At 68.4% G+C, this 24,825-nt stretch carries 25 protein-coding genes and 2 pseudogenes; 12 read left to right on the top strand and 15 right to left on the bottom strand.

What is annotated here, in order from left to right; genetic code table 11:
• The first annotated feature begins 26 nt into the window (after positions 1 to 26).
• The gene (locus tag AB8998_RS09635; RefSeq protein ID WP_369737690.1) at positions 27 to 683 is read left to right on the top strand and encodes a GNAT family N-acetyltransferase; all 657 of its coding nucleotides are present in this window, start codon (positions 27 to 29) and stop codon (positions 681 to 683) included.
• A 382-nt stretch (positions 684 to 1,065) separates the two neighbouring features.
• Here AB8998_RS09635 and AB8998_RS09640 read toward each other — a convergent pair whose 3' ends face one another.
• The gene (locus AB8998_RS09640) at positions 1,066 to 1,305 is read right to left on the bottom strand and encodes a hypothetical protein (RefSeq protein ID WP_369737691.1); all 240 of its coding nucleotides are present in this window, start codon (positions 1,303 to 1,305) and stop codon (positions 1,066 to 1,068) included.
• The gene (locus AB8998_RS09645; protein WP_369737692.1) at positions 1,260 to 1,976 is read right to left on the bottom strand and encodes a BRO-N domain-containing protein; all 717 of its coding nucleotides are present in this window, start codon (positions 1,974 to 1,976) and stop codon (positions 1,260 to 1,262) included. The genes AB8998_RS09640 and AB8998_RS09645 overlap by 46 nt, the downstream gene beginning before the upstream one ends.
• A 78-nt stretch (positions 1,977 to 2,054) precedes the next feature.
• On the opposite strand from AB8998_RS09645, the gene AB8998_RS09650 reads away from it, so the two are divergent.
• Positions 2,055 to 2,210 carry a BRO-N domain-containing protein gene (locus tag AB8998_RS09650; RefSeq protein WP_369737693.1) on the top strand — a complete coding sequence of 52 codons (156 nt, stop codon included), beginning with the start codon at positions 2,055 to 2,057 and terminating at the stop codon, positions 2,208 to 2,210.
• A gap of 34 nt (positions 2,211 to 2,244) precedes the next feature.
• On the opposite strand, the gene AB8998_RS09655 is transcribed toward AB8998_RS09650, so the two are convergent.
• From AB8998_RS09655 to AB8998_RS09690, 8 genes are all read right to left on the bottom strand, one after another.
• Positions 2,245 to 2,469, bottom strand: coding sequence for a hypothetical protein (locus AB8998_RS09655; protein ID WP_369737694.1), 225 nt, complete (start codon positions 2,467 to 2,469; stop codon positions 2,245 to 2,247).
• A gap of 9 nt (positions 2,470 to 2,478) precedes the next feature.
• Complete coding sequence (locus tag AB8998_RS09660) at positions 2,479 to 2,823, bottom strand: hypothetical protein (protein ID WP_369737695.1); 345 nt, start codon at positions 2,821 to 2,823, stop codon at positions 2,479 to 2,481.
• Positions 2,824 to 3,058: 235 nt separating this feature from the next.
• Positions 3,059 to 3,604: a DUF732 domain-containing protein gene (locus AB8998_RS09665; protein WP_369741496.1), complete on the bottom strand. Its 546-nt coding sequence runs from the start codon at positions 3,602 to 3,604 to the stop codon at positions 3,059 to 3,061.
• 155 nt (positions 3,605 to 3,759) lie between these two features.
• Positions 3,760 to 4,293, bottom strand: a complete 534-nt coding sequence (locus AB8998_RS09670; protein WP_369737697.1) for a hypothetical protein — start codon at positions 4,291 to 4,293, stop codon at positions 3,760 to 3,762.
• A 192-nt stretch (positions 4,294 to 4,485) separates the two neighbouring features.
• Positions 4,486 to 5,295: a tyrosine-type recombinase/integrase gene (locus AB8998_RS09675; protein ID WP_369737699.1), complete on the bottom strand. Its 810-nt coding sequence runs from the start codon at positions 5,293 to 5,295 to the stop codon at positions 4,486 to 4,488.
• Entirely contained in the window at positions 5,292 to 5,771 is a 480-nt protein-coding gene (locus AB8998_RS09680; protein ID WP_369737700.1) for a hypothetical protein, read from the bottom strand. Before AB8998_RS09680 ends, AB8998_RS09675 begins: the two co-directional genes overlap by 4 nt.
• Complete coding sequence (locus AB8998_RS09685) at positions 5,768 to 6,094, bottom strand: hypothetical protein (protein WP_369737701.1); 327 nt, start codon at positions 6,092 to 6,094, stop codon at positions 5,768 to 5,770. The genes AB8998_RS09680 and AB8998_RS09685 overlap by 4 nt, the downstream gene beginning before the upstream one ends.
• 264 nt (positions 6,095 to 6,358) lie before the next feature.
• On the bottom strand, positions 6,359 to 8,275 hold the full coding sequence (locus AB8998_RS09690; protein ID WP_369737702.1) for a PE family protein: 1,917 nt from the start codon (positions 8,273 to 8,275) through the stop codon (positions 6,359 to 6,361).
• 1,136 nt (positions 8,276 to 9,411) lie between these two features.
• Here AB8998_RS09690 and AB8998_RS09695 point away from each other — a divergent pair.
• The 4 genes and pseudogenes from AB8998_RS09695 (at position 9,412) to AB8998_RS09710 (ending at position 13,923) form a co-directional block, all read left to right on the top strand.
• Positions 9,412 to 10,539 carry a ferredoxin reductase gene (locus AB8998_RS09695; RefSeq protein WP_369741497.1) on the top strand — a complete coding sequence of 376 codons (1,128 nt, stop codon included), beginning with the start codon at positions 9,412 to 9,414 and terminating at the stop codon, positions 10,537 to 10,539.
• 10 nt (positions 10,540 to 10,549) lie between these two features.
• The gene (locus tag AB8998_RS09700) at positions 10,550 to 11,776 is read left to right on the top strand and encodes a fatty acid desaturase family protein (protein ID WP_369737703.1); all 1,227 of its coding nucleotides are present in this window, start codon (positions 10,550 to 10,552) and stop codon (positions 11,774 to 11,776) included.
• 119 nt (positions 11,777 to 11,895) lie between these two features.
• Positions 11,896 to 12,759 (top strand): annotated as a pseudogene (locus tag AB8998_RS09705) (siderophore-interacting protein); the annotation flags it as partial.
• Between the two features lie 87 nt (positions 12,760 to 12,846).
• On the top strand, positions 12,847 to 13,923 hold the full coding sequence (locus tag AB8998_RS09710; RefSeq protein ID WP_369737704.1) for a phosphotransferase family protein: 1,077 nt from the start codon (positions 12,847 to 12,849) through the stop codon (positions 13,921 to 13,923).
• Between the two features lie 4 nt (positions 13,924 to 13,927).
• Here AB8998_RS09710 and AB8998_RS09715 read toward each other — a convergent pair whose 3' ends face one another.
• The 3 genes and pseudogenes from AB8998_RS09715 to AB8998_RS09725 form a co-directional block, all read right to left on the bottom strand.
• Positions 13,928 to 14,356 (bottom strand): pyridoxamine 5'-phosphate oxidase family protein, encoded by a 429-nt coding sequence (locus AB8998_RS09715; protein WP_369737705.1) that lies wholly within the window; start codon positions 14,354 to 14,356, stop codon positions 13,928 to 13,930.
• Between the two features lie 48 nt (positions 14,357 to 14,404).
• Positions 14,405 to 15,225 (bottom strand): annotated as a pseudogene (locus AB8998_RS09720) (mycofactocin-coupled SDR family oxidoreductase).
• A complete protein-coding gene (locus AB8998_RS09725) occupies positions 15,222 to 16,394 on the bottom strand; it encodes an acyl-CoA dehydrogenase family protein (protein WP_369737706.1) in 1,173 nt (390 codons plus the stop codon). The pseudogene AB8998_RS09720 and the gene AB8998_RS09725 overlap by 4 nt, the downstream one beginning before the upstream one ends.
• A 123-nt stretch (positions 16,395 to 16,517) precedes the next feature.
• On the opposite strand from AB8998_RS09725, the gene fabG reads away from it, so the two are divergent.
• The 5 genes from fabG to AB8998_RS09750 all read left to right on the top strand — a co-directional run bounded on the left by fabG (position 16,518) and on the right by AB8998_RS09750 (position 21,681).
• A complete protein-coding gene (gene fabG / locus AB8998_RS09730) occupies positions 16,518 to 17,270 on the top strand; it encodes a 3-oxoacyl-ACP reductase FabG (RefSeq protein WP_369741498.1) in 753 nt (250 codons plus the stop codon).
• Positions 17,271 to 17,354: 84 nt separating this feature from the next.
• Positions 17,355 to 18,572: an acetyl-CoA C-acetyltransferase gene (locus AB8998_RS09735; RefSeq protein WP_369737708.1), complete on the top strand. Its 1,218-nt coding sequence runs from the start codon at positions 17,355 to 17,357 to the stop codon at positions 18,570 to 18,572.
• Positions 18,569 to 19,765, top strand: coding sequence for a CoA transferase (locus tag AB8998_RS09740; protein WP_369737709.1), 1,197 nt, complete (start codon positions 18,569 to 18,571; stop codon positions 19,763 to 19,765). Before AB8998_RS09735 ends, AB8998_RS09740 begins: the two co-directional genes overlap by 4 nt.
• A gap of 22 nt (positions 19,766 to 19,787) precedes the next feature.
• A complete protein-coding gene (locus AB8998_RS09745) occupies positions 19,788 to 20,981 on the top strand; it encodes an acyl-CoA dehydrogenase family protein (RefSeq protein ID WP_369737710.1) in 1,194 nt (397 codons plus the stop codon).
• Between the two features lie 4 nt (positions 20,982 to 20,985).
• Entirely contained in the window at positions 20,986 to 21,681 is a 696-nt protein-coding gene (locus AB8998_RS09750) for a GntR family transcriptional regulator (protein ID WP_369737711.1), read from the top strand.
• A 47-nt stretch (positions 21,682 to 21,728) separates the two neighbouring features.
• Here AB8998_RS09750 and AB8998_RS09755 read toward each other — a convergent pair whose 3' ends face one another.
• Together AB8998_RS09755 and AB8998_RS09760 are read right to left on the bottom strand one after the other, a co-directional pair.
• Positions 21,729 to 22,076 (bottom strand): hypothetical protein, encoded by a 348-nt coding sequence (locus tag AB8998_RS09755; protein WP_369736315.1) that lies wholly within the window; start codon positions 22,074 to 22,076, stop codon positions 21,729 to 21,731.
• A gap of 216 nt (positions 22,077 to 22,292) precedes the next feature.
• Positions 22,293 to 23,528, bottom strand: coding sequence for an IS256 family transposase (locus AB8998_RS09760; RefSeq protein ID WP_369741377.1), 1,236 nt, complete (start codon positions 23,526 to 23,528; stop codon positions 22,293 to 22,295).
• A 164-nt stretch (positions 23,529 to 23,692) separates the two neighbouring features.
• Between AB8998_RS09760 and AB8998_RS09765 the strand changes: the two genes are divergently transcribed.
• Entirely contained in the window at positions 23,693 to 24,760 is a 1,068-nt protein-coding gene (locus AB8998_RS09765; protein WP_369737712.1) for an IS630 family transposase, read from the top strand.
• Positions 24,761 to 24,825: the final 65 nt, after the last annotated feature.

A 24,825-nucleotide genomic window follows, 5' to 3' on the forward strand; every position in this document is an offset into this window, starting at 1 on the left:
GTAGTCGTTGGCTATTGTCATGCAGCATGTCGGTCGTCATTTCCCATGTACGCCCCGAGGAGGCTGGGGGCGCGTACGAATGGCACCGCGGATTCGCAGCTTCGAATGACCACCTCTTTCCTCGGACGCGCGAACATTACGCGGAGCTGGCCGAGAACTACCAAGCGTTCGCGGCACGCGAAGACGGCGATTACCTAGGGCTCTGTTACTACGCGCAGGACGAGCAGAGTACGGAATGGGAAGTCGGCGGCCTTATGGTTGCCGCTAACCAGCGAGGACGCCGGTTAGGGATGACGCTAATGGCCGTCACCCTCGGAAATCTGCTGATCGACGTGAACCCCTTGGAGGCAGTGGAAGGCGAAGCGCCGCAATGGATTATCAGCCACGTGATCAAAGGAAACGATGCTCCGCGCGGCATCATTGTTGATCGACTGAAATTTGCTCACCGCAAGCCGGTCAAGATCCCCTCAGAAGTGCTGCCTGGCCTCAGAACCCAAGAGGATGGCATGGTTCATGGTGACGAATTTGAGATGACCGTTCCGGCGACACTTATTGCTCTTGCCGAATGGTGCGATGGGTGGACAGGGCAGCTGGGGGACGGCACGCCAGCCGAAATCGAACTCAGGGAAATGCTGACGCTCCGCGACTGGGCGGAAGCATTTCGGGAGATGGCCAGCGCCTAGGATCTCGCTGGCCTCCTGCCCGCTGGGGTCCAATATGCCCGGCGTGTTGAGGTCGAGGTAGATGTAGGCGACCCTGAGCGCGTTGTCCGCACCGCCTTTGCGACCGTATCGAGCTAGCGGCCATGCCAGGCCAGATAGCTCTAGACCGCAGACGAGCAGCCCGGGCAACCGCGGATCTGCCGGTCGACTTCGCGCCAGCCGGTGTCGTCCTCTTCGAGGCTGGCGATGACGAGCCGCCTGGCCGTCCTCGCCGGGCCTGGGGCTTCCAAGTCGGTGGCGCGGCCTGGGGTTGCCGGTGGGACGCTGGCACCGACGCCGACTCAAGCCCCCCCGAGTAGCGAACCTGCTCCAGTGATGGCGCGGTCGAGGATCTGGAAGTGGGTTAGGCCGCGGACCGTGTCGCTTTACAGGAAGGGTCGGCCTCGGCGGCCGCCGGTTGGGACTGTGACTTCTTCTCCACGATCACGCGCTCAGCTGCCCGGGCCGAGGTTTCCCCGGCATCGAGCTTTGCCATCTGCTCGCGCGCCAGCTCAGCCAGTTCGGGGTCATCTGATCGCGTCTCCTTGTCGACCAGCTTCAGCCGGCCGTAGGTGCCGCGGGAGGTGCCGAGGGCTTTTGCCACCATGTCGTCGGTGCGCGTCTGGGAAAGGTTCGTCCCCGTGGGGACGAACCTTTCGCCGAGTCCACGGCCACCCAGCGACGCAGCCGCCCGCTGGCGTTCCTTGGCCTTCGGGCGTTCCAGCTCCTCAAGCCTGCGCCCCAGCGCCAGCAGCTCGGAGCGGGTGAAGTCCTTGCGGCAGGTGACCGATCGCGCGGGCCGGTGCGGCGGATCGACGGGAGGACTTCGCCGGTGATCCAGCGCCGGAACGTGACCGCTTCGGGCTTGTCCGAGCGGATGACGACCTCGTACATGGCCGCCTCAGACACGAGCACCGTTTGGCGCATCTGCCCGCGAGCATTCTCAACATCCGCCCGGCGGATGTTGAGGTCGTCGAGCCGGTCAACGACGTTTCCGACGTTGGCGATGTCGAGCACCCGGCACAGGTCGGCCAGGACGAACCACGGCTCGTTGTCGATGAGGACCACGCGCACCGGCTGGTCGGTGTAGGTGAACAGTTCGACGGCGCCATCTCCTCGGCGGAATCCCTCGATGGGGTGGGTCTGATCTACCCCATCGGGCGAGCCGGTCCCGGACAGTCGCGGCGCGTCTCGCTGAGGAAGGGTCCGAGCTGGTCCCGGACCCGCGCCCGTCGCGGAGTCGTGGGACCAGAAGGGTGTCGACCAGCTCGACACCCCTGGCGAGCGCCTTGACGAGGGGCTGAGCCAGAGTTACACCCTTCAGACGGCCGGCGCCCCGCAATCAGCGACAGGTTGGACGATGCCCTGTGCCGGGTGCTGGACTTGTCGAACCCGTCCGTCTATGCCGACCGCCTGCGCTCGATCGGTGAGGTAACACGGTGTTACCCCATCTCCGACAGCCTCGGCCGCACCCAGCAGGCGACCATCGTCTCCGAGCCCGGCATGTAAACCCGCGTCCGCGGGCGCCGGAAGGGCGTCGGTGTCATGATTCCCCCTGCGAGGCACAGTAGTTCGCGTTGTACGCGGGCCCGAACGGGTCGCACGCGTAGCTCCCGCTCGACGGCGACTCGTTGTAGCAGATCGTCGGGTCGAACAGCGGCGAGGACGGGTCGCACCACTGGACCGGGCCCGCATGCGCGGCTGGCATCGGGACGACGCCGATCAGTGCTGCGGCTGCGGCGAGACCGCAGAGCGCTCGTGTCAACATGGCAACCTCCTATTTCTGCGCGCCGCCGCAGCCACCGGGCGGCGCGGGCTGTGGGATCGGACCGTTGTCGGGATCGACGACGCACGACATTCCCAGCCGTGTCGGCTCGCTCGAGCCCGGCATGAAGAACGGCATCGAGGAGCCCGCGTAGGACAGCTGGTGCCAGTAGGAACCGTCGGGGTAGTGCTCCCCGTCGCACCATCCCTCGAAGATGGAGCCGCCCCCGCCGCCGGCGCACTGGCCGGCCGCCTGGTTGGGGATGTGCGGGTCGTCGGCGCGGGCCGGGCCGGCGCTCAGCGTGGCGAGCGCGGCCAGCGTGGCGACGCCGACGAGCACCTTGGTTCGGTGGGCCATGGACAGCATCGTGGACCTCCTATGCTCCTAATCCGATGTCCGACGAGGTGATTGCCCGCAGGACCGGGTTCGCCGCGGCCTCGGAGATGCGGCGGATCTCCGGTCCCGAGACTGCGGTGTAGCGCTGGGGTCGTGGCGACCGACGTGTGCCTTGGACGGCGCGCAGGTGACCGGTCCCGGTGTGCACGGCGGCTGGCGTAGGCCATCGGCAAGAAGTCTTCTGGCTCAACGCTTTTCATCCTTCGTACTGCGGGCAGTAGGCGGCTAGGGCGACGTTGACCATGCCGGAGGTTTGCCACGGTGTGAAGGTGGGGTCGTTGCGTTGTACTTCGTCGATGATCTGGGCGCGGGTCATGCCGCGGGCGAAGCCGCCGCAGATGCTGCGCGCGCCTGCTTCGGCGACGTCCCAGTTGATGATGTGCAGCTCGGGGATGCCGGCGACGCCTTCCCGGAAGATCCGGTCCGCGTCCGCGGGCGGCGGTGCGAGCGTGGGGGCGGGTTGCACGGTCACGGTCGGCGTGGATGGCGGTGGCGCGGTCACTGTCACCGTCGGCGGCGCGGCGGCGGCCGGGAGGTCCGCATGGATACTGTCCGACGGCGGCACGCTGCTGACAGATGGAAGCGCTGCAGGCGGGATCGTCTCGACGGGGCTCGTTTCTGTGGGCGGCAACGTCGAAAGAGCAGGCGAGCGCGGTGTTATCCACACGTGCCATGCGGCGCTCAGGACGATGACCAGCGTCACCGCGGCGATGGCGAACAACGGCCGCGCGGAGTCGACCATCGCCAAGCGCCAAGAAGCTCCCGGCTCGTCGCCGTCATCGTCGAGCGACCACGCGACAGGCTGAGCGGCCACGGTCGGCGCCGGGACGATCTCGGTCGCGTCACTCCCGCTGGCAACGGCGGGTTGCCCGGGGGGTTCGTCGCCAGGATCAGGGATCACCGCTCGGCCCCTTTGATTCTCGGCCTATCGACCAGCGCTCGGACAGCAGCATCTGTGGGCGCGGCGCCCGCAATCAGCAGTTGGGCGACAGCCTGTACCGCCGGCCAATGCTCGTCGAGTTCGCGAAAGCCCCAAAACTGTTCACGAGTCGCGACGAGCTCCGCGAACCGCTCGCCTAGCAGCGCTTGATCAGCCTCGCAGGCGTGTCGATAGTCTTCGCCGTCCCCGCCGGCATTGCGCAGAAACGCCGCGGCCACGTAGTCCTCAAAGGAAGCTCCGTCTTCGTCTTCGCCATCCAGCGAGGGCAGTGGCCATTGCACGCGTGCTTCTGCCCATGGACCCGCGTAGGTCACAAACGCGGTATCGCACGGTTTGCAGCGAAAGCCGGTGTGCCCAAGGTATGCCGCGCTCGGCTCAATCGTGATCGAGCGGAGTTCGCCGCCGCCCCGCATCGCCGCCGCAACCGCATGCCCGGCCTCGTGATAGGCGGTCAGCTCCCGCTCGGGAGGCACATCATCATCGGGCGCCATCGTCGGTCCTCCTTCCCGTCTGCAGTGTGCGCCTCGGCGCGGACAGCTGTCCGCGATATGCCCGCCCGCGGCCGTCGGCGACTGTGGTCACGGCCCCGTCGTCAAGGAGATCGTCGAGCGCGGTGTCGATGTGCGGGCGCACGTCGGAGCGGAGCGCCCGGCTCAGGTGGGTGCGTGGACGCAGCGCCGCGGTCACTGGGCGCCCCACGCGCACGCGGCGGCCGAACGGATCTCGTCGTCGTCGACCGCGGTGTATCGCTCCGTGGTCAGCACCGAGGCGTGGCCGAGAAGCTGCTGCACCGCCCGAAGATTGCGGCTGCCGCGGTACGCGCGCGTCGCGAAGCGGTGCCGCAACGTGTGCATCGTCCATCCCGACGGCAGCGCCTCGGTGACCAGATGCCCCACCTCCCGGGCCTTCAGATGCCCGTCGCCTTTGCGGGACGGGAACACCCAGCCCTCGGCAGCGCGGATCGCGGCCGCCAGGTCGGCGCTGATCGGCACCACGCGGTCTTTGCCGCCTTTGCCGTGCACCAGCAGGGAAGGCCCGTCGAGCAGATCATCGGAGTGCACCGCGGCGACCTCGGCGCGACGCAAGCCGGCCTCCCCGGCCAACCGGATCATCAGCCGTTCCCGTAACCCGGCGCCGGCCAGGGCGCTGCTCCACACCGCATCCGGGGCCGGTCTGGGCTGCGGCTTGGGGAGCCGGACCCGGGGCAGCTCGGCGCCGATATCGAGGGGCACACGCCCCGTTTTCGCCGCCCATCTGAAGAACCCGACCGCGGCTTCTCGGTGCGACTTGAGGGTGGGCGGCGCCCATGAGCGGCTTCCGAACCACGCGAGCAGCCGCTCGGCGGTGACCTGCTCTGGCGCGCCCTGCAGCCCGCGGGCGATGAGTTCGAGTTGCTCGCGGCGAAGCCTGAGGGTGGCCGGGCGCTGTCCGGCGCCGGCCAGGGCGCGCAGGTAATCCTCGATGAGGGGCTGCCACGTAGCTGGGGCGCTCACGACAGCCGGTCCAGCTCGTCGGCCGCCCCGACCAGCAGCGCGGCCACCGCGCGGGCCTGACCGGCGGTCAACCCGGCGCCCTCGTCCACGCCCCACAAGCTGATGCCGCGGGTGAAGCTGCCATCGCTCTGCTGGCGGCCGTCGATATCGACGCTGATGTGGCTGCCGGCAAGGCGTAGGTCGGCCATCCCGCCCCGCCAGGTGCGCCACACGAGCGACCGGGAATAGCCGTCGCGGCGGAGGTTCTTGGTCCAGTTCTCCGTATCGGTGCGGGCGCCGGCAGGAAGGGGCACACCGGCAAGCCGGTCGGCCACCTGCCGGTCGGTAAGGAACTCGCGGGCAGCGGCCAGCAGGAACGCGGCACTGCCGCCCCCGCCGAGATGAGCCTCAAGGTCGCGGAGTTGACCGACCTGCTCAGGGGTGAGTTCGTCGGCCAGGTCACGCCAGGTGGTTGCGGTGTTGTCGGGTGTGGTCATCGCCGGGCCTCGATCTCGTAAGCCGCCGCGGTCAAGGCCGCGGCCAGTTGCCGCACGGCTTCGGGCTGCAGCGGCACACTGAACTGGGCCGGGGCTTCGACGGTCACCCAACGCTTGCAGGTGCCGTTGGAGCGCTGCAGGCCACCAACGGCGACCGTGAAACCCACGGCCTCGCGGACAGTGCCGTCGAAGGCCCGGGTCGGCAGGCCCGCGCCGCGCTGCAACCAGTCGTGGACCTCGGTGGCGTCCGGCGGGGCGGCAACGCGGGGCGAAGCGCCCTGCGCGTCATCGGCGGTGATCGTGTGGTGAGGAGTGATGGTCATTGGTGTCGTCCTTCGTTTGGGAGGGGGAATTGGTTTGAGATGAGGTGATCCCACAAACGAAGGAGGGGAGCGACACCTAGCAGCGCGGCCGTGGCCGCTCCGTGGCCGCAATTTGGCCGCAGTTACAGATAACTGACGTGAACTACAGTGATGTATTTCGGCAGTTAAAGCGGTTTTCAGGCCCCTGACCGGGTAGCTGAATAGGGTTCGAGTCCCTCCGCCCGCACCGACGCCGTGGAGGCCTTCGCCAGCTGATGCCGGGCGCTATTGGCCCGTGCCGCCGGTGCCGCCGGTGGCGGTGCCTTCGCCGGCAGTGACGACCGCGGCGCTGCCACCGCCGCCACCGCCGCCCGAGCCGGGTTGCCCTAGCTGAACGCCGCCGCCTTGGCCGGGAGTGCCACCGCCGCTTCCGGTGCCGCTGCTACCGGGAGTGGCGGGGGAGGTGAGTCCGGTGCCGCCGGTGCCGCCGGTGCCGCCGGGGATCGCGTTGGCAGCGCCCCCGGTGCCGCCGTCGCCACCGTTCAGCAGGCCGGTGCCGCCACCACCGCCACCGCCGCCGGCGGCGTCGACGGCGGTGCTTGCGGTCGCACTGACGGTGCCGCCGGTGCCGCCGGTGCCGCCTTGGTTGGAACCGCCGAGCGCACTGCCGCCGGTGCCGCCCGTCCCGCCCGTGATCGAGGCGACACCGACGTTGACGGCGCCCCCGCCGCCCCCGCCAGCACCGTCACCGCCAAGAGTTAACCGGTTGTGGCCGCCTAGGCCGCCTCCGCCGCCGGTGCTGGCGACGTCGACGCCGCCGCCGGGATTGAGTATCTCGGCCCGGCCGCCCGTACCACCGGCGCCGCCGCTTCCGCCGTGGGCACCGACACCGCCGGCGCCGCCGCCTCCGCCGCCCCCGCCGGCGATGGCGCCGCTGGTGGCGGTGAGGACGCCTCCTCCGCCGTCGCCTCCGGCGCCTCCGGTGCCGCCGGTGAAGCCGGCGCCACCGACGCCGCCGTTGCCTCCGGTGCCGCCGACGGCGCCGATGAAGCCGGCGGCGCCGCCGGTGCCGCCGGTGCCGCCGTCGCCGCCGGTGCCGAGGGCGCCCCCGCTGCCGCCGGTGCCCCCGGTGCCGCCGTCGCCGTTGCCGGCCCCGGCGATGCCGGCCGCGCCGCCGTCGCCGCCGTCGCCGCCGGTGCCGCCGATGGAACCCGCGCCGCCGTGCCCGCCGTTGCCGCCGTTGCCGCTGACTGCGCCGGAAAAGCTGGTGCTGCCGCCGGTGCCACCGTTGCCGCCGTTGCCGCCGGTTGCGTTGGCGCCCACGCTGCCGCCCAACGAGCCGGCTCCGCCGCCGCCGGCCCCGCCGTTACCACCGACGCCGCCGTTACCGCCGTTGCCGGCGGTGCCGGTTCCGCCGGTCCCGCCGTTACCTCCGCCGCCGCCCTCGCCGCCGGCCCCGCCGGCGCCCAACAGCCCGCCGGTTCCGCCGGACCCGCCCACACCACCGGTGCCGCCGTTACCGCCGACGGCGCCTGAGCCGGCCGCGGCCGCGCCGCCGTCCCCGCCGATCCCGCCGACCCCGCCCACCCCGCCGGCGCCGAACAGTAGCCCGCCGGTCCCGCCGGCCCCACCGGCCCCACCGGTCCCGCCGGCCTGGCCCATGCCGCCGGTGGTGCCCGCACCGCCTTGACCGCCGCTACCGCCGTTGCCGAACAGGAAGGCCGATCCGCCGGCACCGCCGGGCTGCCCGGCCGCACCGGACCCGCCATTTCCGCCATTGCCGAAAAGCCAGCCACCCGGCCCACCGGCCTGCCCCGTGCCCGACGCCCCGCTGGTGCCGTCGCCGAACAGCGGCCGCCCGAAGACCTGAAACTGCCCGGCAGTCTGGGCGGCACTCGTCAAGGCCTGCAGGGGATTGGCGCTGGCTGCCTCCGCGGTCACATACGCCCCATCCGCGCCGCTCAGTGCCCGCACGAACTGGGCGTGAAACGCTGCCGCCTGCGCGCTGAGCGCCTGAAAGTGCTGGCCGTGGCCGGAGAACAGCGACGCTACCGCCGCCGAGACCTCATCCTCGGCCGCGGCCACCACCCCGGTCGTGGGGGCCGCCGCCACCGTATGCGCAGCGGTCACAGCCGAGCCGATCGTGGACAATTCCGTCGCCGCCGAAGTCAAGAACTCCGGGGCCACCGCCAGATAGGACATCGCCACCTCTAGTCAGGTCGTTGTCGTCACCACATTAGTGAGGTCGTCAGCACATCTGGGTGAATCCGATGAATGTGACAGGCGCCGGGGAAAATGCGCGGGCTGGCGGCTACGAAAAGGGTCGACGTCCCAGGCGTCGCGGTTTGGCTTGACGGTGTTCATTCGCCGTGACGGGTTTGCGTGTAAGCGTCGCTGAGAAATGTGCTTGTCGCGACCCGATCCGCTACCGAACGTCGGTGCTGCGTTCGCGGCCGAGAAAGCAAAGCAGTGCGCCGGCAAACGGCTACGCCAATGCACTTCGGGCAGAGAAATTCGGCGTCAACATACAAGTGCATTCAATCGCAGTCGTCTCCTTCTGCAGCCGAGCCAATTTTCCGGCTCTGGCTGTGGAGTGCTCGGCTGGCTGTCCTCATACCTCCCGGCGGCAGGCCGCCCGAAACGGGTGCGAACCCGGAGGTTTCACTCGCCGGCTTTGCGGGCACGCGGCGTTTTGACCCGGACGAGCCGCACCAGCAGGGCGAGGCGCCGTGGCCACCGGACCCGAGCCGCCGGCATCGGACGATTTCGTCGCCGCCGAGGCCGCCGAACTTGCCGAACGCAGGGCGGCCGCGTGCCCCGAACGCGCCGCGTACGCGGGGCTGTCGCCCGCTGAGAGCTTCGAGGCCTCCGCGCGTGCGCACGAGCAGGTGGCGCGGGTGCACGACCACACCGTCGGCCAAGGCGCATCAGATTCGGCTGTGCATCTGGAGTCGGCAACCCGGCATCGCACCGCGGCGGCCGAAGACCGCGCTGGGCGCGCGCGAGCGGCAGGAGCCCGAGGCCGACCTTCCCTCCCCGCCCGAACCATTCCCCGGGTAGACCGGAGCGCAGCGAAGACGGACCCGTGCGGTCCGGCGGCGGCCCGGGGCCCGGGGCGCCGGCTCGGTGAGCACCGGTCACCCCGGCTGCCCGCTGGCGACGACCGTGGTGACTGGACGCCGAATTCCCCGTGGGCCAGGGCATCGTTGCCGCCCGCCGCCCGAGCTCCGCCAGTTCCCAGCGAACAAGTGTTTAGTGAAAGCGGCGGCCGGGAAGCCGGTCAGGAACCGTGGTTCAACCGACTCGCGGCAACCCCGATCAGACCTCAGGAACAAAAAATGGGTTCAACGCTTCGCACCCTCGCACGATGGAGCACGGCGCCCGCCAGAGGCGTGCAGACCGCCAGATCCTGGGTCAACGTGCCCCGTGGACTGGCGGCCCGGGCGACCACCCCGCTGCTGCCCGACGACTACCTCAAGATGCTCAACCCGCTGTGGTCGGCGCGCGAATTGCGCGGCCTCATCGTCGACGTGCGTCCGGAGACCGCCGATTCGGCGACCGTGACGATCAAACCGGGCTGGGGCTTCTCAGGTCGGTACACGGCGGGCCAGTATGTGGGCATCGGGGTGCGGATCGACGGTCGGTGGCACTGGCGCTCCTACTCGTTGACGTCGATCCCGCGGCGCGACAACAAGAACATCACCATCACCGTCAAGGCCACGCCGGAGGGCTTCCTGTCGAGTCACCTGGTCAACGGCGTCAAACCGGGCACCATCGTGCGGCTCGCGGCGCCGAAAGGGGACTTCAGGCTGCCCAACCCGCCGCCGGCCAAGATTTTGTTCATCACCGCAGGCAGCGGCATCACCCCCGTGATGGCGATGTTGCGCACGCTGAAGTCTCGCCGGCAGCAGGCTGACATCGTGCACATCCACTCGGCTCCGGGTGCCGATGCGGTGATCTTTCACGACGAGTTGCGCGAGCTCGAAACCAGCCAGAACGATTACCGACTTTACCTGCAGCTCACCGAGACTCAAGGCCATTTCGACTTCGGCGAGCTCGCCGACATAGTCCCCGACTGGCGGGAGCGACCGGCGTGGGTGTGCGGCCCGTCCGCCCTGCTGGACACCGCCGAAGAAGTGTGGAAGAGCGCGGGCCTGGGCGACCAGATCCACATGGAGCGCTTCACCATCGCCGCTACCGACAAGGGCGGGGAAGGCGGCACGGTCACCTTCTCGATTTCGGACAAAAGCATCGAAATCGACGGCGCCACATCGATTTTGGAAGCTGGTGAAAAGGTCGGAATCCAGATGCCGTTCGGGTGCCGGATGGGGATCTGCCAGACCTGTGTGCTTCCGCTGGAGGCCGGCCATGTCCGCGATGTTCGTTCCGGGACCGAACACCGCGAAGGGGACCGCATTCAAACGTGCATCTCGACCGCGTCGGGCAGCTGCACCATCAAGATTTGAGGGGTAACCGATGGCAATCACCGATATCAAGGAATACGCCCACCTCACAACCGAAGACGTCGAGCAGCTGGCACGGGAGCTCGATGCCATCCGCACCGACATCGAGGAGTCGCGGGGCGAGAGCGACTCGCGCTACATCCGCCGGGCGATCCAGCTGCAGCGGGGGCTGGCCGCCGGCGGGCGAATCGTCTTGTTCGCCAGCCACAACAAGCTCGCGTGGCTCACCGGGACGGCGATGCTGGCGTCCGCCAAGATCATCGAGAACATGGAGCTTGGGCACAACATCATCCACGGCCAGTGGGACTGGATGAACGACCCGGAGATCCATTCCACGGAGTGGGAGTGGGACACCACCTGCCCCAGCGTGCAGTGGAAGCACTCCCACAACTACATCCACCACAAGTACACCAACATCGTCGGCCTCGATGGCGATGTCGGTTACGGGATCATGCGCGTCACCCGCGACGAGCCGTGGGAGCCCTGGATGCTGGGCAACCCGATCAACAACCTCCTGCTGGGCCTGCTCTTCCAATACGGCGTCGCCCTGCACCACATCGAGACGGCCAAGATCCGCAAGAAGGAGAAGACCTGGGCCGAGGCGCGCAAGGACCTGCGCGTCATCGGCAAGAAGGTGCTCAAGCAGGAGGGCAAGGACTACCTGATCTTCCCCGCGCTGACCGGGCCGAACTGGAAACGCACCATGAAGGCCAACATGGTCGCCAACCTGATCCGCAACGTCTGGGCCTACGGGGTGATCTTCTGCGGCCACTTCCCCGACGGCGCCGAGAAATTCACTGTCGAGGAGTTCGAGAACGAGACGCGCGGGGAGTGGTATCTGCGCCAGATGCTGGGGTCGGCGAACTTCAACGCCGGTCCGCTGATGGCGTTCATGAGCGGCAACCTGTGCTACCAGATCGAGCACCATCTCTTCCCCGACTTGCCCAGCAACCGGTACGCGGAGATCGCCGTGCGGGTGCGCGAGCTGTGCGACAAGTACGACCTGCCCTACACGACGGGGTCCCTGGGCCGCCAGTACTGGCAGTCGTTCTGGACGATCTTCAAGCTGGCCCTGCCCGACAAGCTGCTCAGAGCCAGTCCCGACGACGCCCCGGAAACCCGTTCGGAACTGAAATTCCGTGTCCGCGAAGGGCTGCGGGACAGCTTCGTCGATCCCGCCACCGGCAAGCGGCGCGGGCTGCGCAGCGCGCTGCGCGAACTTCAGGGGCGCGCGGCCTGACCGAACCGGGCCCGTCGCCCCGGCTTGACCTTTGGTAAGGCAACCCTTAGTTTTGGGTAACTTACCGAATCGGAGCGTGGTGTCTTGGCAGAGATCGGCGCGGCGGGGGAGCACCGCTGATGGCGCGCGGGTTCCAGGGTGTGGTGTTGCGGGTCTTCGGCGCACGCGACCACGCGGCAACGGTGACCGAGACCGTGCGCATCGCCCCGCACTGCGTCCGGGTACGCATGGTGTCGCCGACGCTGTTCGACGACGCCGTGCCCGAACCCGCCGCGTGGCTGCGCTTCTGGTTTCCAGACCCGGACGGGTCCGACACCGAGTTCCAGCGCGCATACACGATCTCGGAGGCGGACGTGGCCGGGGGTCGCTTCGCGGTCGATGTCGTGTTGCACGACCCGGCCGGGCCGGCTTCGTCGTGGGCGCGCACGGTCGAGCCGGGCGCGACGATCGCGGTCATGTCGCTGATGGGGTCGTCGCGTTTCGAGGCGCCCGCGCAGCGGCCGGCCGGTTATCTGCTGATCGGTGACTCGGCGTCGATTCCGGGCATCAACGGGATCATCGGGACGGTGCCCGACGACGTCCCGATCGAGACCTACCTCGAGCAGCACGACGAGGACGACACCCTGATCCCGCTGGCGCGGCATCCGCGCTCACGGGTGCACTGGGTCGCCCGCCGCGACGCGAAGTCGCTGGCCGAGGCGATCGAGACGCGGGACTGGTCGGGCTGGTATGCCTGGGCGACGCCGGAGGCCACGACGCTCAAACACGTGCGCCACCGGCTGCGGGAGGAGTTCGGCTTCCACAAGTCCGGGATCCACGCCCAGGCCTACTGGAGCGCCGGTCGCGCGATGGGCACCCGGCGCGGTGAAAGCGCCGCCGCACCAGAGGGATCGGTGGTGCCGCCGTCGGACCCGGCGCCGGCGCCGGTGTCCCCGGACAAGTGGCGCGCCCAGGTCGCCGACCGGTTGCGTGCGCCGCTGCGGCGGCGGTGAAGCCCGGCGCACCGCAACTCTTGCCGTATGCCTTACAGTTTGTCAGTCCGATCGAGCCGGTTTCACGGAGGCATGTGCATGAGTGCGGTGGTGTCGATCCCGCGGTATCCCGGCGACGTGACACCCGAATGGCTGTCCGCCGCGCTCAGCCGGCGCGGCAGCGTGGTCGAGATCGCCGGCGTGGAGGTGGTGGCCATCGGCACCGGACAGACCGGCGCCACCTATCGGGTCAAGGCCCGGTACGCGACGGATCCCGGCGGCCTGCCCGATACGTTCGTCATCAAATTGCCGGCCCAGGACGACACCGTGCGCGACCGGGTCACCGTCGGCTATCGCAGCGAGTGCGCGTTCTATGCCGGGGTGGCCGACCGGGTCCGGGTTCCGATACCGCAGTGTTTCTACTGCGAGATCACCGACGATGCAATGGATTACGCGCTGTTGCTTGCCGATCAGGCGCCCGCGGTGCAGGGCGATCAGCTCGCCGGCTGCGGTGAGCAGGAGGCGCGGCTGGCGGTGGCGGCGCTGGCCGGCTTGCACGGCCCCAGCTGGTGCGACCCGGTGTGGCTGGATTTTCCGGGCATCGCGTTCGCGCGTCCCGACGAAGCCGGCGCGAAGGGGCTCGGCGAGGTGGCGAAGATGAGCCTCGACATCACCCTGGCGAAGCTCGGCGACCGGATGAGCGCCACGGACCGCGAGACCTTCACCGCGACAATGGGGCTGGTGACGCCCTGGCTGCTCACCGAGTACGACCGGTTCGCCTTGCTGCACGGTGACTACCGACTGGACAACATGCTGTTCGATCCCGATCGCAGCCGGGTGAGCGTGGTGGACTGGCAGACGCTGGGGGTGGGACTTCCCGCCAGGGACCTCGCCTACTTCACCGCCACCAGCCTGGATTCGCAACTGCGGTCGGCGATCGAGAACGATCTCGTCGACGACTACCATCGCGCGCTTCTGGAACACGGTGTCAGCGGCTACGAGCGCGAAACGTGCTGGCGCGACTACCGGCTCGGGGTGCCGCAGGCCCTGCTGATCTCGGCGCTGGGATTCGCGTTCGCGGCCGCCACCGACCGCGGCGACGACATGGTGCTGACGATGCTCGCCCGCGGCTGCCAGGCCGTGCGCGACCTGGGAACGCTGGACCTGATCGGCTGAGGACTCAGAACTCGTCGGAGAAGTCGGCGCTGAGCCAGCGGTCGGGCCGGATGGTGAACAAGACCTCCTCGACGTCCTGCATGCTGCGCAGGAAGGCGCGGCCGCCCTCTTCGCCGAGGTAGCGAATGGCGATGGCTTCCTGAAGGTCCCTCGGGGCCGGCTTGGTGGTGTCCACGACGGTGCCCTCCACCACCACGTATTGGTAGGGCAACTCCTCGCGCTGAACCACCAGCGTCACCGCACCCGCCCGCTCGATGAGCCGGGCCTTGCGGCTGGACGCGCCGGTCATGATCCGCACGTCGCCGCCGGGGCTGTAGTCGTACCAGATCGGGACGCTGGCCGGCGGGCGGCCGTCGCCGGCATCGACGGAGAGCACGGCGATGTGCGTTGCGGCAAGGAAGTCCTGGCGTTCGGTGTCGCTGAAGCTTTTCATGCCGACTGCAAGCACCGATCCGTGCCGGCTATTCCCGGCCCGCGAAGTTCAGTACTGGGTCGAACCCTGGTCCACCGGGATCCGGGCGGCGGTGACGTTGCGCGATTCGTCACTGGCCAGCCAGCACACCGTGTCGGCGATGTCCTCGGGTTCGGCGACCCAATTCGGCAGGAACGGCGTCAGCATGTTGGACAGCTGCGGGTTGGTCTCCATGGCCTTGCCGATGGCCGCGACCATGTCCCCGGATCCCATGGGCGTGTTCACCGGGCCCGGGTGCACGCTGTTGACCCGGATCGAGTGCTTGCCCAACTCGGCGGCGAAGGCGCGGGCCATCCCGGTGACGGCGTGCTTGCTGGTGGTGTAGTGCACCATGAACGGCTGCAGCTTCAGGCCTGCCGCGGAGCTGATGAGGATGATCGAGCCGCCGCGCCCCCCCGCGATGATCTTGTCCGCGCCTGCCATCACTGTTTCCAGGTGCCGGTGACGTTGATGTCCATGACGTCGCGGAAGGTTTCGGGGGTGATTTCGTCCCAGGCCTGCGGGGCCGAGACCCCGGCGTTGGCAACGATGACGTCGAGGCGTCCGAGCGCGGCGACGCCGTCGTCGACGGCTTTGCGCAGCCCCGCGAAGTCGCGGGTGTCGACGACGGTGGCGACGATCCTGCGGTTCGTCTCCTCGACGAGGCGAACCGTTTCGGCGAGGTCCTCGGGCGTGGCCGGGTCGTAGGGCACGCACGACGGGAGCTTGCCGGCGATGTCGACGGCGATGACGTCGGCGCCCTCGGCGGCCATACGGACGGCGTGCGCCCGCCCCTGGCCGCGTGCGGCGCCGGTGACGAAGGCGACCTTCCCGGCGAGCCGTCCGCTCACCGCTGCGCCGCCCTGATCAGGTTGGAGCCGATGATCAGCCGCTGGATCTCGCTGGTGCCCTCATAGAGTCGCAGCAGCCGCACGTCGCGGTAGATGCGCTCCACGGGCACCCCGCGCATGTAGCCGCTGCCGCCGTGGATCTGCACCGCGAGATCGGCGACCTTGCCGGCGGTCTCGGTGCAGAAGAGTTTGGCTGCCGACGGCGCGACCCGGCGGTCCTCGCCGGTGACCCACAGCCGCGCGGCCTCACGCGCCAGCGCGCGCCCGGCCAGCACCCCGGCCTGCTGGTCGGCGAGCATCGCCTGCACCAACTGGAAGCTGCCTATCGGCGCCCCGCCCTGGGTCGCGGTGGCGGCGTAGGCCACCGACTCGTCGAGCGCGCGCTGGGCTGCGCCCATGGCCAGTGCGGCGATGTGGACCCGGCCACGCGCCAAAGAGGTCATCGCCGCGCGGTAGCCGATGTCCTCGCTGCCGCCGATCAGCGCGTCGGGCCCTACCCGCACGTCGGCGAAGCCGACGTCGGCGGTCCACGCGCCCTCCTGGCCCATCTTGGCGTCCTTGGCGCCCACCTCGACGCCCGCGGCGTCCGCGGGGACCAGGAACACCGCGATCCCGGGGCCCTGATCGTCGGCCGGCCGGGTGCGCGCGAACACCACGAACAGGTCGGCGACGGGCGCGTTGGTGATAAAGCGCTTTTGCCCCGAGATGACCCAGTTGTCTTCGTCGCGAACGGCGTTGGTCTTCAGTCCGGCGGGGTTGGACCCGGCGCCGGGCTCGGTCAGGGCGAAGGATGCGACGACATCGCCGGTCGCCATCGGCTCGAGCCAGCGCTCCTTTTGCGTGTCGGTGCCGAAGCTGACGAGCACCTGCCCGGCGATGCCGTTGTTGGTGCCGAACATCGAGCGCAGCGCCAGCGAGGTGTAGCCCAATTCCATTGCCAGTTCGACGTCTTGGGCCAGGTTCAACCCCAGCCCGCCCCACTGCTGGGGAATCGCGTAACCGAACAACCCCATCTTGGCGGCCTGCTCGCGGAGGTCGTCGGGTACCCGATCGTCGGCCAGGATCTCCTGTTCGCGCGGTACCACCGCGGTGCGGACGAACTGACGGGTCTGGGCGAGGATCTCCTGGAAGTCCTCGTCGGAGACTTCGGGAACTTCGGCGGTTGTCATTCGGCAGACGCTCCTCACTCGGTGGGGAAACCCCAGGGGCGGGTAAAATCCTATATGAAATATGATATTCGAAATGGTGTGCCCCCGGACCGGGAGCGGAAACAGGGAAGGACGCGTGATCCGGTGTCGTTGCTGAGCGGTCAAACTGCGGTGATCACAGGTGGTGCGCAGGGGTTGGGCTTCGCCATCGCCGAACGCTTCGTGGCCGAGGGCGCGCGCGTGGTGCTCGGCGACGTGAACCTCGAGACCACCGAGGCCGCGGCGAAACAGCTTGGCGGCGAAGACCTTTCAATGCCACGGGCGCTGGCGGTCCGCTGCGACGTGACCAAGGCGGCCGAGGTCGAGGCTCTGGTCCAGACCGCGGTCGAGCGTTTCGGCGGCCTGGACATCATGGTCAACAACGCCGGCATCACCCGCGACGCGACGATGCGCAAGATGACCGAGGAGCAGTTCGACCAGGTCATCGCCGTGCACCTGAAGGGCACCTGGAACGGGATCCGGGCCGCGGCGGCGATCATGCGGGAACAAAAGCGGGGATCGATCATCAACATGTCGTCGGTGTCGGGCAAGGTCGGCATGATCGGACAGACCAACTACTCGGCGGCCAAGGCGGGCATCGTCGGGATGACCAAGGCCGCAGCCAAGGAGCTCGCCTACCTGGGTGTACGGGTCAATGTCATCGCCCCCGGCCTGATCCGTTCGGCCATGACGGAGGCTATGCCGCAACATATTTGGGACCAGAAGGAGGCCGAGGTGCCGCTGGGCCGCGCCGGGGAGCCCAGCGAGGTCGCCGGTGTCGCGCTGTTCCTGGCCTCTGACTTGTCGTCGTACATGACCGGCACCGTGATGGAAGTGACCGGCGGCCGCCACATATGAGTTTTCTCAGCGCGAGCAGACGCAAAGTCACCCAATTCGTGCCGAACTGGCGCGATTTCGCCTCTGCTCGGCAAAGGAGTGGGCATGCGTGAGACAGTCATCTGCGAACCCGTGCGGACGCCGATCGGCCGCTACGGGGGAATCTTCAAGTCCCAGAGCGCCGTCGACCTCGGTGTCGCCGCACTCAAGGGCCTCCTGGGGCGGACCGGGCTGGCGCCCGACGCGGTCCAGGACGTGATCCTCGGGCACTGCTATCCCACCAGCGACGCCCCGGCGATCGGGCGCGTGGTGGCGCTGGACTCGGGCCTGTCGGTGACGGTCCCCGGCATGCAGGTGGACCGGCGCTGCGGGTCGGGCCTGCAGGCGGTGATCCAGGCGTGCCTGCAGGTGGGCAGCGGCGACCACGACCTGGTGATCGCCGGCGGCTGTGAGTCGATGAGCAACGTCGCCTTCTATTCCACCGACATGCGCTGGGGCGGCGCCCGGGGCGGCGTCCAGGTGCACGACGGGCTGGCGCGCGGCCGCACTACCGCCGGCGGCCGCCACTACCCGGTCCCGGGCGGGATGCTCGAGACCGCGGAGAACCTGCGGCGCCGGTACGGCATCTCACGCCGGGAGCAGGACGAGCTCGCGGTGCGCTCGCACCAGCGGGCCGTCGCCGCGCAAAAGAACGGAATCCTCGCCGAGGAGATCGTTCCGGTGCCGGTGCGCACCCGCCAGGGGGAGGAGTTGGTCCACACCGACGAGCACCCGCGCGCCGACACCTCGGTGGAGTCGCTGGGCAAGCTCAAACCCGTTCTGCTGGATCAGGATCCGGATGCCACCGTCACCGCCGGCAACGCCAGTGGTCAGAACGATGCGGCATCGATGTGCGTGGTGACCACCCGGGAGAAAGCCGAGGAACACTGCCTGAGGCCGCTGGTGCGCCTGGTCTCCTGGGGGTCGGCCGGCGTGCCGCCCGACGTCATGGGCATCGGACCGGTGCCCGCCACCGAGGCCGCGCTCGCCAGGGCCGGCCTGACGCTCGCCGACATCGACCTCATCGAGCTCAACGAAGCCTTCGCCGCCCAGGCGCTTGCGGTCATGCGGGAATGGGATTTCGGCGAGTCCGACCACGACCGGACCAACGTGCACGGCTCGGGGATCTCGCTGGGCCATCCCGTCGGCGCGACCGGCGTCAGGATGCTGGCCACGCTGGCGCGCGAACTGGACCGCCGCGAGGCTCGCTACGGGCTGGAGACGATGTGCATCGGCGGCGGGCAGGGGCTGGCCGCGGTCTTCGAACGGGTCGCGTCGGCATGAGCGGGCTGCCCCTCGACGGGCTCACCGTGGTGGAGGTGTCCAGCTTCGTGGCCGCGCCGCTGTGCGGCATGACGCTGGGACAGCTTGGCGCGCAGGTGATCCGGATCGACCCCGTCGGCGGCGCGTCGGATGCGCGGCGCTGGCCGCTGGCGGCCGATGGCACGTCGATCTACTGGACCGGTCTGAACAAGGGCAAGCGCTCGGCCACCATCGACCTGCGGTCCGCCGAGGGCCAGGAGCTGGTCCAGCGCCTGATCGTCGAGGGTGACGGCATCGTGGTCACCAACGCCGCCGGGCTGGCGTGGCTCGGCCACGACGTGTTGGCCTCCCGGCGCCCCGACGTCATCCACGTCCAGCTGCTCGGCCGCGGCGACGGCTCCACGGCGGTGGATTACACCGTCAACGCCGGCATCGGCTACCCGCTCGTCACCGGTCCGGCCGACCACGCCGGCCCGATCAACCACGTGCTGCCGGCCTGGGACGTGTGCTGCGGCCTGTACGCCGCGCTGGGCGTTGTCACCGCCGTGCGCCGCCGCGACCAGTGCGGTGCGGGCGCGCGGATCACCCTCGCGCTCGAGGACGTCGCGTTGGCCACTGCGGGCAACCTCGGGTTGTTGACCGAGCCGCAGGTCACCGGGACGCAGCGCGAGCGCCTGGGCAACGCCATCTATGGCCAGTACGGCCAGGACTTCACCAGCCGCGACGGCGCCACCTTCATGGTGGTGACGTTGACGGGCAGGCACTTTCGCGATTTGGTCGCAGTGACGGGCACCGGAGACGCGGTGGCGGCGCTGGCCGGGGCGCTGGGGGTGGACTTCGCCGATGAGGGGGACCGCTACCGCTACCGCGACGTACTCTCGGGCCTGTTCGCCGTCTGGTTCGCCGAGCACACCGCCGACGAGATCACCGCCGCGTTGGCGGACACCACCGTGCTCGTCGAGCGGTACCGCACCTTCGCGCAGGCCGCGGCCAGCCCGAAAGTGACCGCCAATCCGTTGTTCTCGCGGCTGGATCAACCGGGCGTCGGGGAGTATCTTGCCCCCGGCCTGCCGGCCGCCTTCGACGGGACCCACCCGGCCGGGGCGCCGGCCCCCGCGCTGGGGCAGGACACCGCCGCCGTCCTCGCCGAGCGCCTGGGCCTGAGCGCTGCCGATATCGACCGCCTGGCCGACGCCAACACGATCGCCCGCTGAGCCCGCCGAAAGAGAGAAGCGCATGACCAAACTCGCCCAGACTCTCGGCCTGACCGAATTCCAGACCGAGATCATCGCCACGGTGCGGCAATTCGTCGAGAAGGAAGTCATTCCCCACGCCGCCGAACTCGAACGCGGCGACACCTATCCCCAGGACATCGTCGACCAGATGCGCGAGATGGGCCTGTTCGGCCTGATGATCCCGCAGGAGTACGGCGGGCTGGGCGAGTCGCTGCTGACCTACGCGCTGTGCGTCGAGGAGTTGGCCCGCGGCTGGATGAGCGTGTCGGGGGTGCTCAACACCCACTTCATCGTGGCGTACATGTTGCGCCAGCACGGCACCGACGCCCAGAAGCGGAAACATCTGCCGCGCATGGCGACCGGCGATTCGCGCGGTTCGTTCTCGATGTCCGAGCCGGAGCTCGGTTCCGATGTCGCCGCGATACGCACTCGCGCGCAACGCAACCCGGACGGCGACTACACCATCAACGGCCAGAAGATGTGGCTCACCAACGGGGCCAGCTCGACGCTGATCGCCGTGCTCGTGCGCACCGACGAGGGCGCTGGCAAGCCGCACCGCAACCTGACCGCGTTTCTTGTCGAGAAGCCCACCGGGTTCGGCGAGACCGTGCCGGGACTGGTGATTCCGGGCAAGATCGACAAACTGGGCTACAAGGGCATCGACACCACCGAACTGATCTTCGACGGGTACCGGGCTAGTGCCGACGACATCCTGGGCGGCACGCCGGGCCAGGGGTTCTTCCAGATGATGGACGGCATCGAAGTCGGCCGGGTCAACGTGTCGGCGCGCGCCTGCGGTGTCGGTATCCGCGCCTTCGAGCTCGCCGTGCGCTATGCCCAGCAGCGGCACACCTTCGGCAAGCCGATCGCCGAGCACCAGGCCATCGCCTTCCAGCTCGCCGAGATGGCCACCAAAGTCGAGGCGGCGCACCTGATGATGGTCAACGCCGCGCGGCTCAAGGACTCCGGGGAGCGCAACGACGTCGCCGCCGGCATGGCCAAATACCTTGCCAGCGAATACTGCACCGAGGTCACCCAGCAAAGCTTCCGCATCCACGGCGGCTACGGCTACTCCAAGGAGTACGAGATCGAGCGCCTGATGCGCGACGCACCCTTCCTGCTCATCGGCGAGGGGACCAGCGAGATCCAGAAGTCGATCATCAGCAAGCGACTGCTCGCCGACTATCGGGTGTGAGACGGTGACCGTCCCCGATTTCGCCGCCCGGCCGCAACTTTCCGACGACGTCGCGCGCCTGGTCCGCGGCCGGATCTTCGACGGCACCTACGCAGCGGGCGCCTACATCCGTCTGGACCAGTTGGCCGCGGAATTGGGGATCAGTGTCACCCCGGTGCGCGAAGCGCTGTTCGCCCTGCGCGCCGAAGGCCTGATCGACCAACAGCCCCGCCGGGGATTCGTGGTGTTACCGGTCACCGGGCAAGATGTAACCGACGTCGCGAACGTCCAGGCGCACGTCGGCGGGGAACTGGCCGCCAGGGCCGCCACCGACATCACCGCGGACCAACTGGGCGAGCTGAAGCAGATCCAGGCCCAGCTGGAGGACGCCTACGCCCGCGACGACCACGAGGCGGCCGTCCGCCTCAATCACGAGTTCCACCGGGCCATCAACGTCGCCGCGGATTCCCCGAAACTCGCCCAGCTGATGTCGCTGGTCACCCGCTACGCACCCGAGTCGGTTTTCCCGACGATCGAGGGCTGGCCGGAACGGTCGATGAAGGACCATCGGCGGATCCTTTCCGCGCTCGAGTCGCACGACGGCGAGAGGGCGCGCGCGGCGATGTCGGAACACCTCGCCGTCGGTGCGGGGCCGCTGATCGACCACCTCGTGGCGCGCGGGGTGGTCGTCGAGGCGCGCCCTCCGGCGTCCCCGAGCTAACCCACCCGTTGTTGCTGGACCCGCGCGGGCCTAAGTGGTCTTGCCCGTTAATTCGTCGGGGGTTGTTGCCATGCGGTGGGGTCGCCGAGGTAGAGGCCACAGGCGCAGTCGAGGGCTTCTTCGGGACTGCCCGAGGGAGTTCCGTTGGGCAGGAATGAGTCTTCATATTTGTCGCTGCTGGCCAGGTAGATGGCGAATCCCCAGATGCTGGCCGAGCCGTTGTAGCGCAGCCGCATCAAGGGCATGACGGCTTGGTCGGGCAGGGCGGCTTCGACGTAGGCGAATTGGCCGTGGAATCGGGTGGTGATCGCGCTCAGCTGCGGCCACCTGTTACTGGCATGTTCGCGCAGCTTCCAGCGCAGTGAATTCTTGGTTGATTCCGGTGGTTTCGGCATGGCTTCGATGGTGCCCGATCAGCGTGGCGCGGGCCGGTCATCGGCGTGTCGTGACCAGCCCGTGATCCGCCAAAATGTGACGGTTGAGGCATGAGTGATGGATGTGACGACAGGGTCGGGGCCCGGGCATGGTGATGGTCAGCCCGCACCGGATCACGCTGAGAGCCTGTCACGATTTCTGTGTAAGTCAGAGGTGATTTGACTACGAGTTGTATTCTAGCACAATGGGATTCGCCCAGGGAATAGTCTGGCGAGTGTGTTGAGCGCCACAGTCCAGTTGTGCGTTCCAGTACCCGAATAGCCTCCTCTCTCGCTGGAGATGTTGCGCAGCCCGAGGTACAGCAACTTCATCGCGGCGTCCTTGTCCGTGAAATGACCACGGTTCTTGGTGATCTTGCGCAACTGGAAGTTGATCGACTCGATCGCATTGGTGGTGTAGACGATCTTGCGCAACTCCACCGGATAGTCCAGGAACGGAACGAATTCCCCCCAGGCGTTGTGCCACACGTCAATTGCACCCGGATATTGGGCGCCGAATTGCTGGTCGAACTCCTTGAGTGCGAGTTCGGCTCCATCGACGGTCGGCGCACTGTAGATCGCCCGCATCGCGGTGGCGACCTTCTTGCGGTCCTTATAAGACACGAAGCGCATCGCATTCCTAATGACGTGCACGACGCAGGTCTGCACCACGGTATCGGGATAGATCGAGCGGATCGCATCAGGCAGACCGGTCAGCCCGTCGCAGCAGGCGATGAGGATGTCGCGCACCCCGCGGTTGCGCAGGTCGATGACGACCTTCTGCCAGAACTTCGCCCCCTCGGAGTCCTGGATCCAGCAGCCCAAGGCGTGTTTGCGGCCCTCCAGATCCACGCCAATGGCCAAATAGGCGACCTTGGTGGTGATGACCCCGTTGTCGCCGATCCGCAGCCGCAGCCCATCGATGTAGAGGATCGGGTAGACCTCATCGAGCGGGCGGGCCTGCCAGGCCTTGATCTCATCGACCACCACCTCGGTGATATTGGAGATCAACTCCCGCGACACCGACGCCCCATAGACCTCCTGCAGGTGGGCTTCGATATCGCGGGTGGTCATTCCCCGTGAATACAGCGACAACACCACCGAATTGATGTTGTTGAGCCGGCGGGTCTTCTTCGGCACAATCGCCGGCTCAAACGAGCCGTTGCGATCACGCGGCGCATCGATCTGCACCGGGCCGTTGACGGTGGTCACCGTTTTCGGCGTGGTGCCGTTGCGCGAATTTCCCGATCCGCGTCCGGCCGGATCGCCGGCCTCATAGCCCAGATGGTGGGTTAGCTCCGCATTCAGCGCCCGCTCCAGCACGGCCTTAGTCAGCTGGTTCAGCAAACCGTCCGCGCCGTCGATCGGGGTCCCGGTCTTCACCGCATCCTTAATCAACGAGTCCAGCGTCTCTTCGGTGAACATCTCGGCCAGCCGCCGCGCCGCGGTCGTCTCCTCAGCCGGCATCTGCATGGTCTTGGTCACAAAACACTCCTTCTGTCCGCCCAACGGCGGTCCGATGATGGACCACCCCGGACTTACACAGATGGAATGACACGCCCCACGCTGAGCGCCCAAGACCGCGACACCCTCAACGGGTGGGTGCGCGCCGGGCCACACCACAAAAACTGGTGCTGCGCGCGATGATCGTGTTGCTGGCCGCCGACGGCGCGCCGAACGCGGCGATCGCCGAGGAACTGGGCATCTGCGTGGACACCGCGCGTAAGTGGCGGGCCCGGTTCGCCGGCAAGGGCATCGAGGGCCTGGCCGATGCGCCGCGTTCGGGGCGCCCACCGATCTACACCCCGGCCGACCGGGCCAAGGTCACCGCTTGGGCGTGCGAGCTGCCCGCCGAACACGACCTGCCGCTGTCGCGATGGAGTGCTGTGGATCTAGCCGCCCAACTGCGCCGCGACGGCATCGCGGCATCGGTGTCCACGGTGCGCCGCTGGCTGGACCACGATGCGCTCAAACCATGGCAGCACCGACCGTGGATCTTCGTGCGCGACCCCGACTTCGAGGCCAAAGCCGCCGTTGTGCTCGAGTTGTACGCCCGCACCTATCAGGGCACCCCACTGGGAGCCGATGAATACGTGATCTCCGCCGACGAGAAACCCTCGATCCAGGCCCGCGACCGGTGCCACCGCACCGTAGCGACCCGGCCGGGGCGCCCGATGCGGGTCAATCACGACTACCACCGCCGCGGCGCGCTGGCGTATCTGGCCGCCTACGACGTGCACCAGGCCCGGGTCTTCGGCCGTTGCGAGACCTCCACCGGCATCAAGGCGTTCACCCGACTGGTCGACCAGGTCATGACCAGCCAGCCCTACGCATCAGCCACGCGGGTGTTCTTCATCGTCGATAACGGCTCCTCACACCGCGGTATCGCCGCGATCGACCGGCTCAGCGCCCGCTACCCGAATGCGACCATGATCCACACCCCCGTGCACGCCTCCTGGCTCAACCAAGTCGAGATCTACTTCTCCATCGTCCAGCGGAAAGTACTCACCCCCAACGACTTCCCCGACCTCACCGTGCTCGAGCAACGCCTGGCAACATTCCAGGATTGCTACAACCGCACCGCCGAACCATTCCGCTGGCGATACACCAGCGCTGACCTTCACCAACACCTCACCCGGCTCGACCACCACACCCCTGCCGCATGACCCCCGACGAATTAACGGGCAAGACCACTAAGCTGCGACGGGGGTGGACGACACGATGGAGAGAC

The sequence above is a fragment of the Mycobacterium sp. HUMS_12744610 genome, assembly GCF_041206865.1.
In the GTDB taxonomy this organism is placed as follows: Bacteria; Actinomycetota; Actinomycetes; order Mycobacteriales; family Mycobacteriaceae; genus Mycobacterium; species Mycobacterium servetii.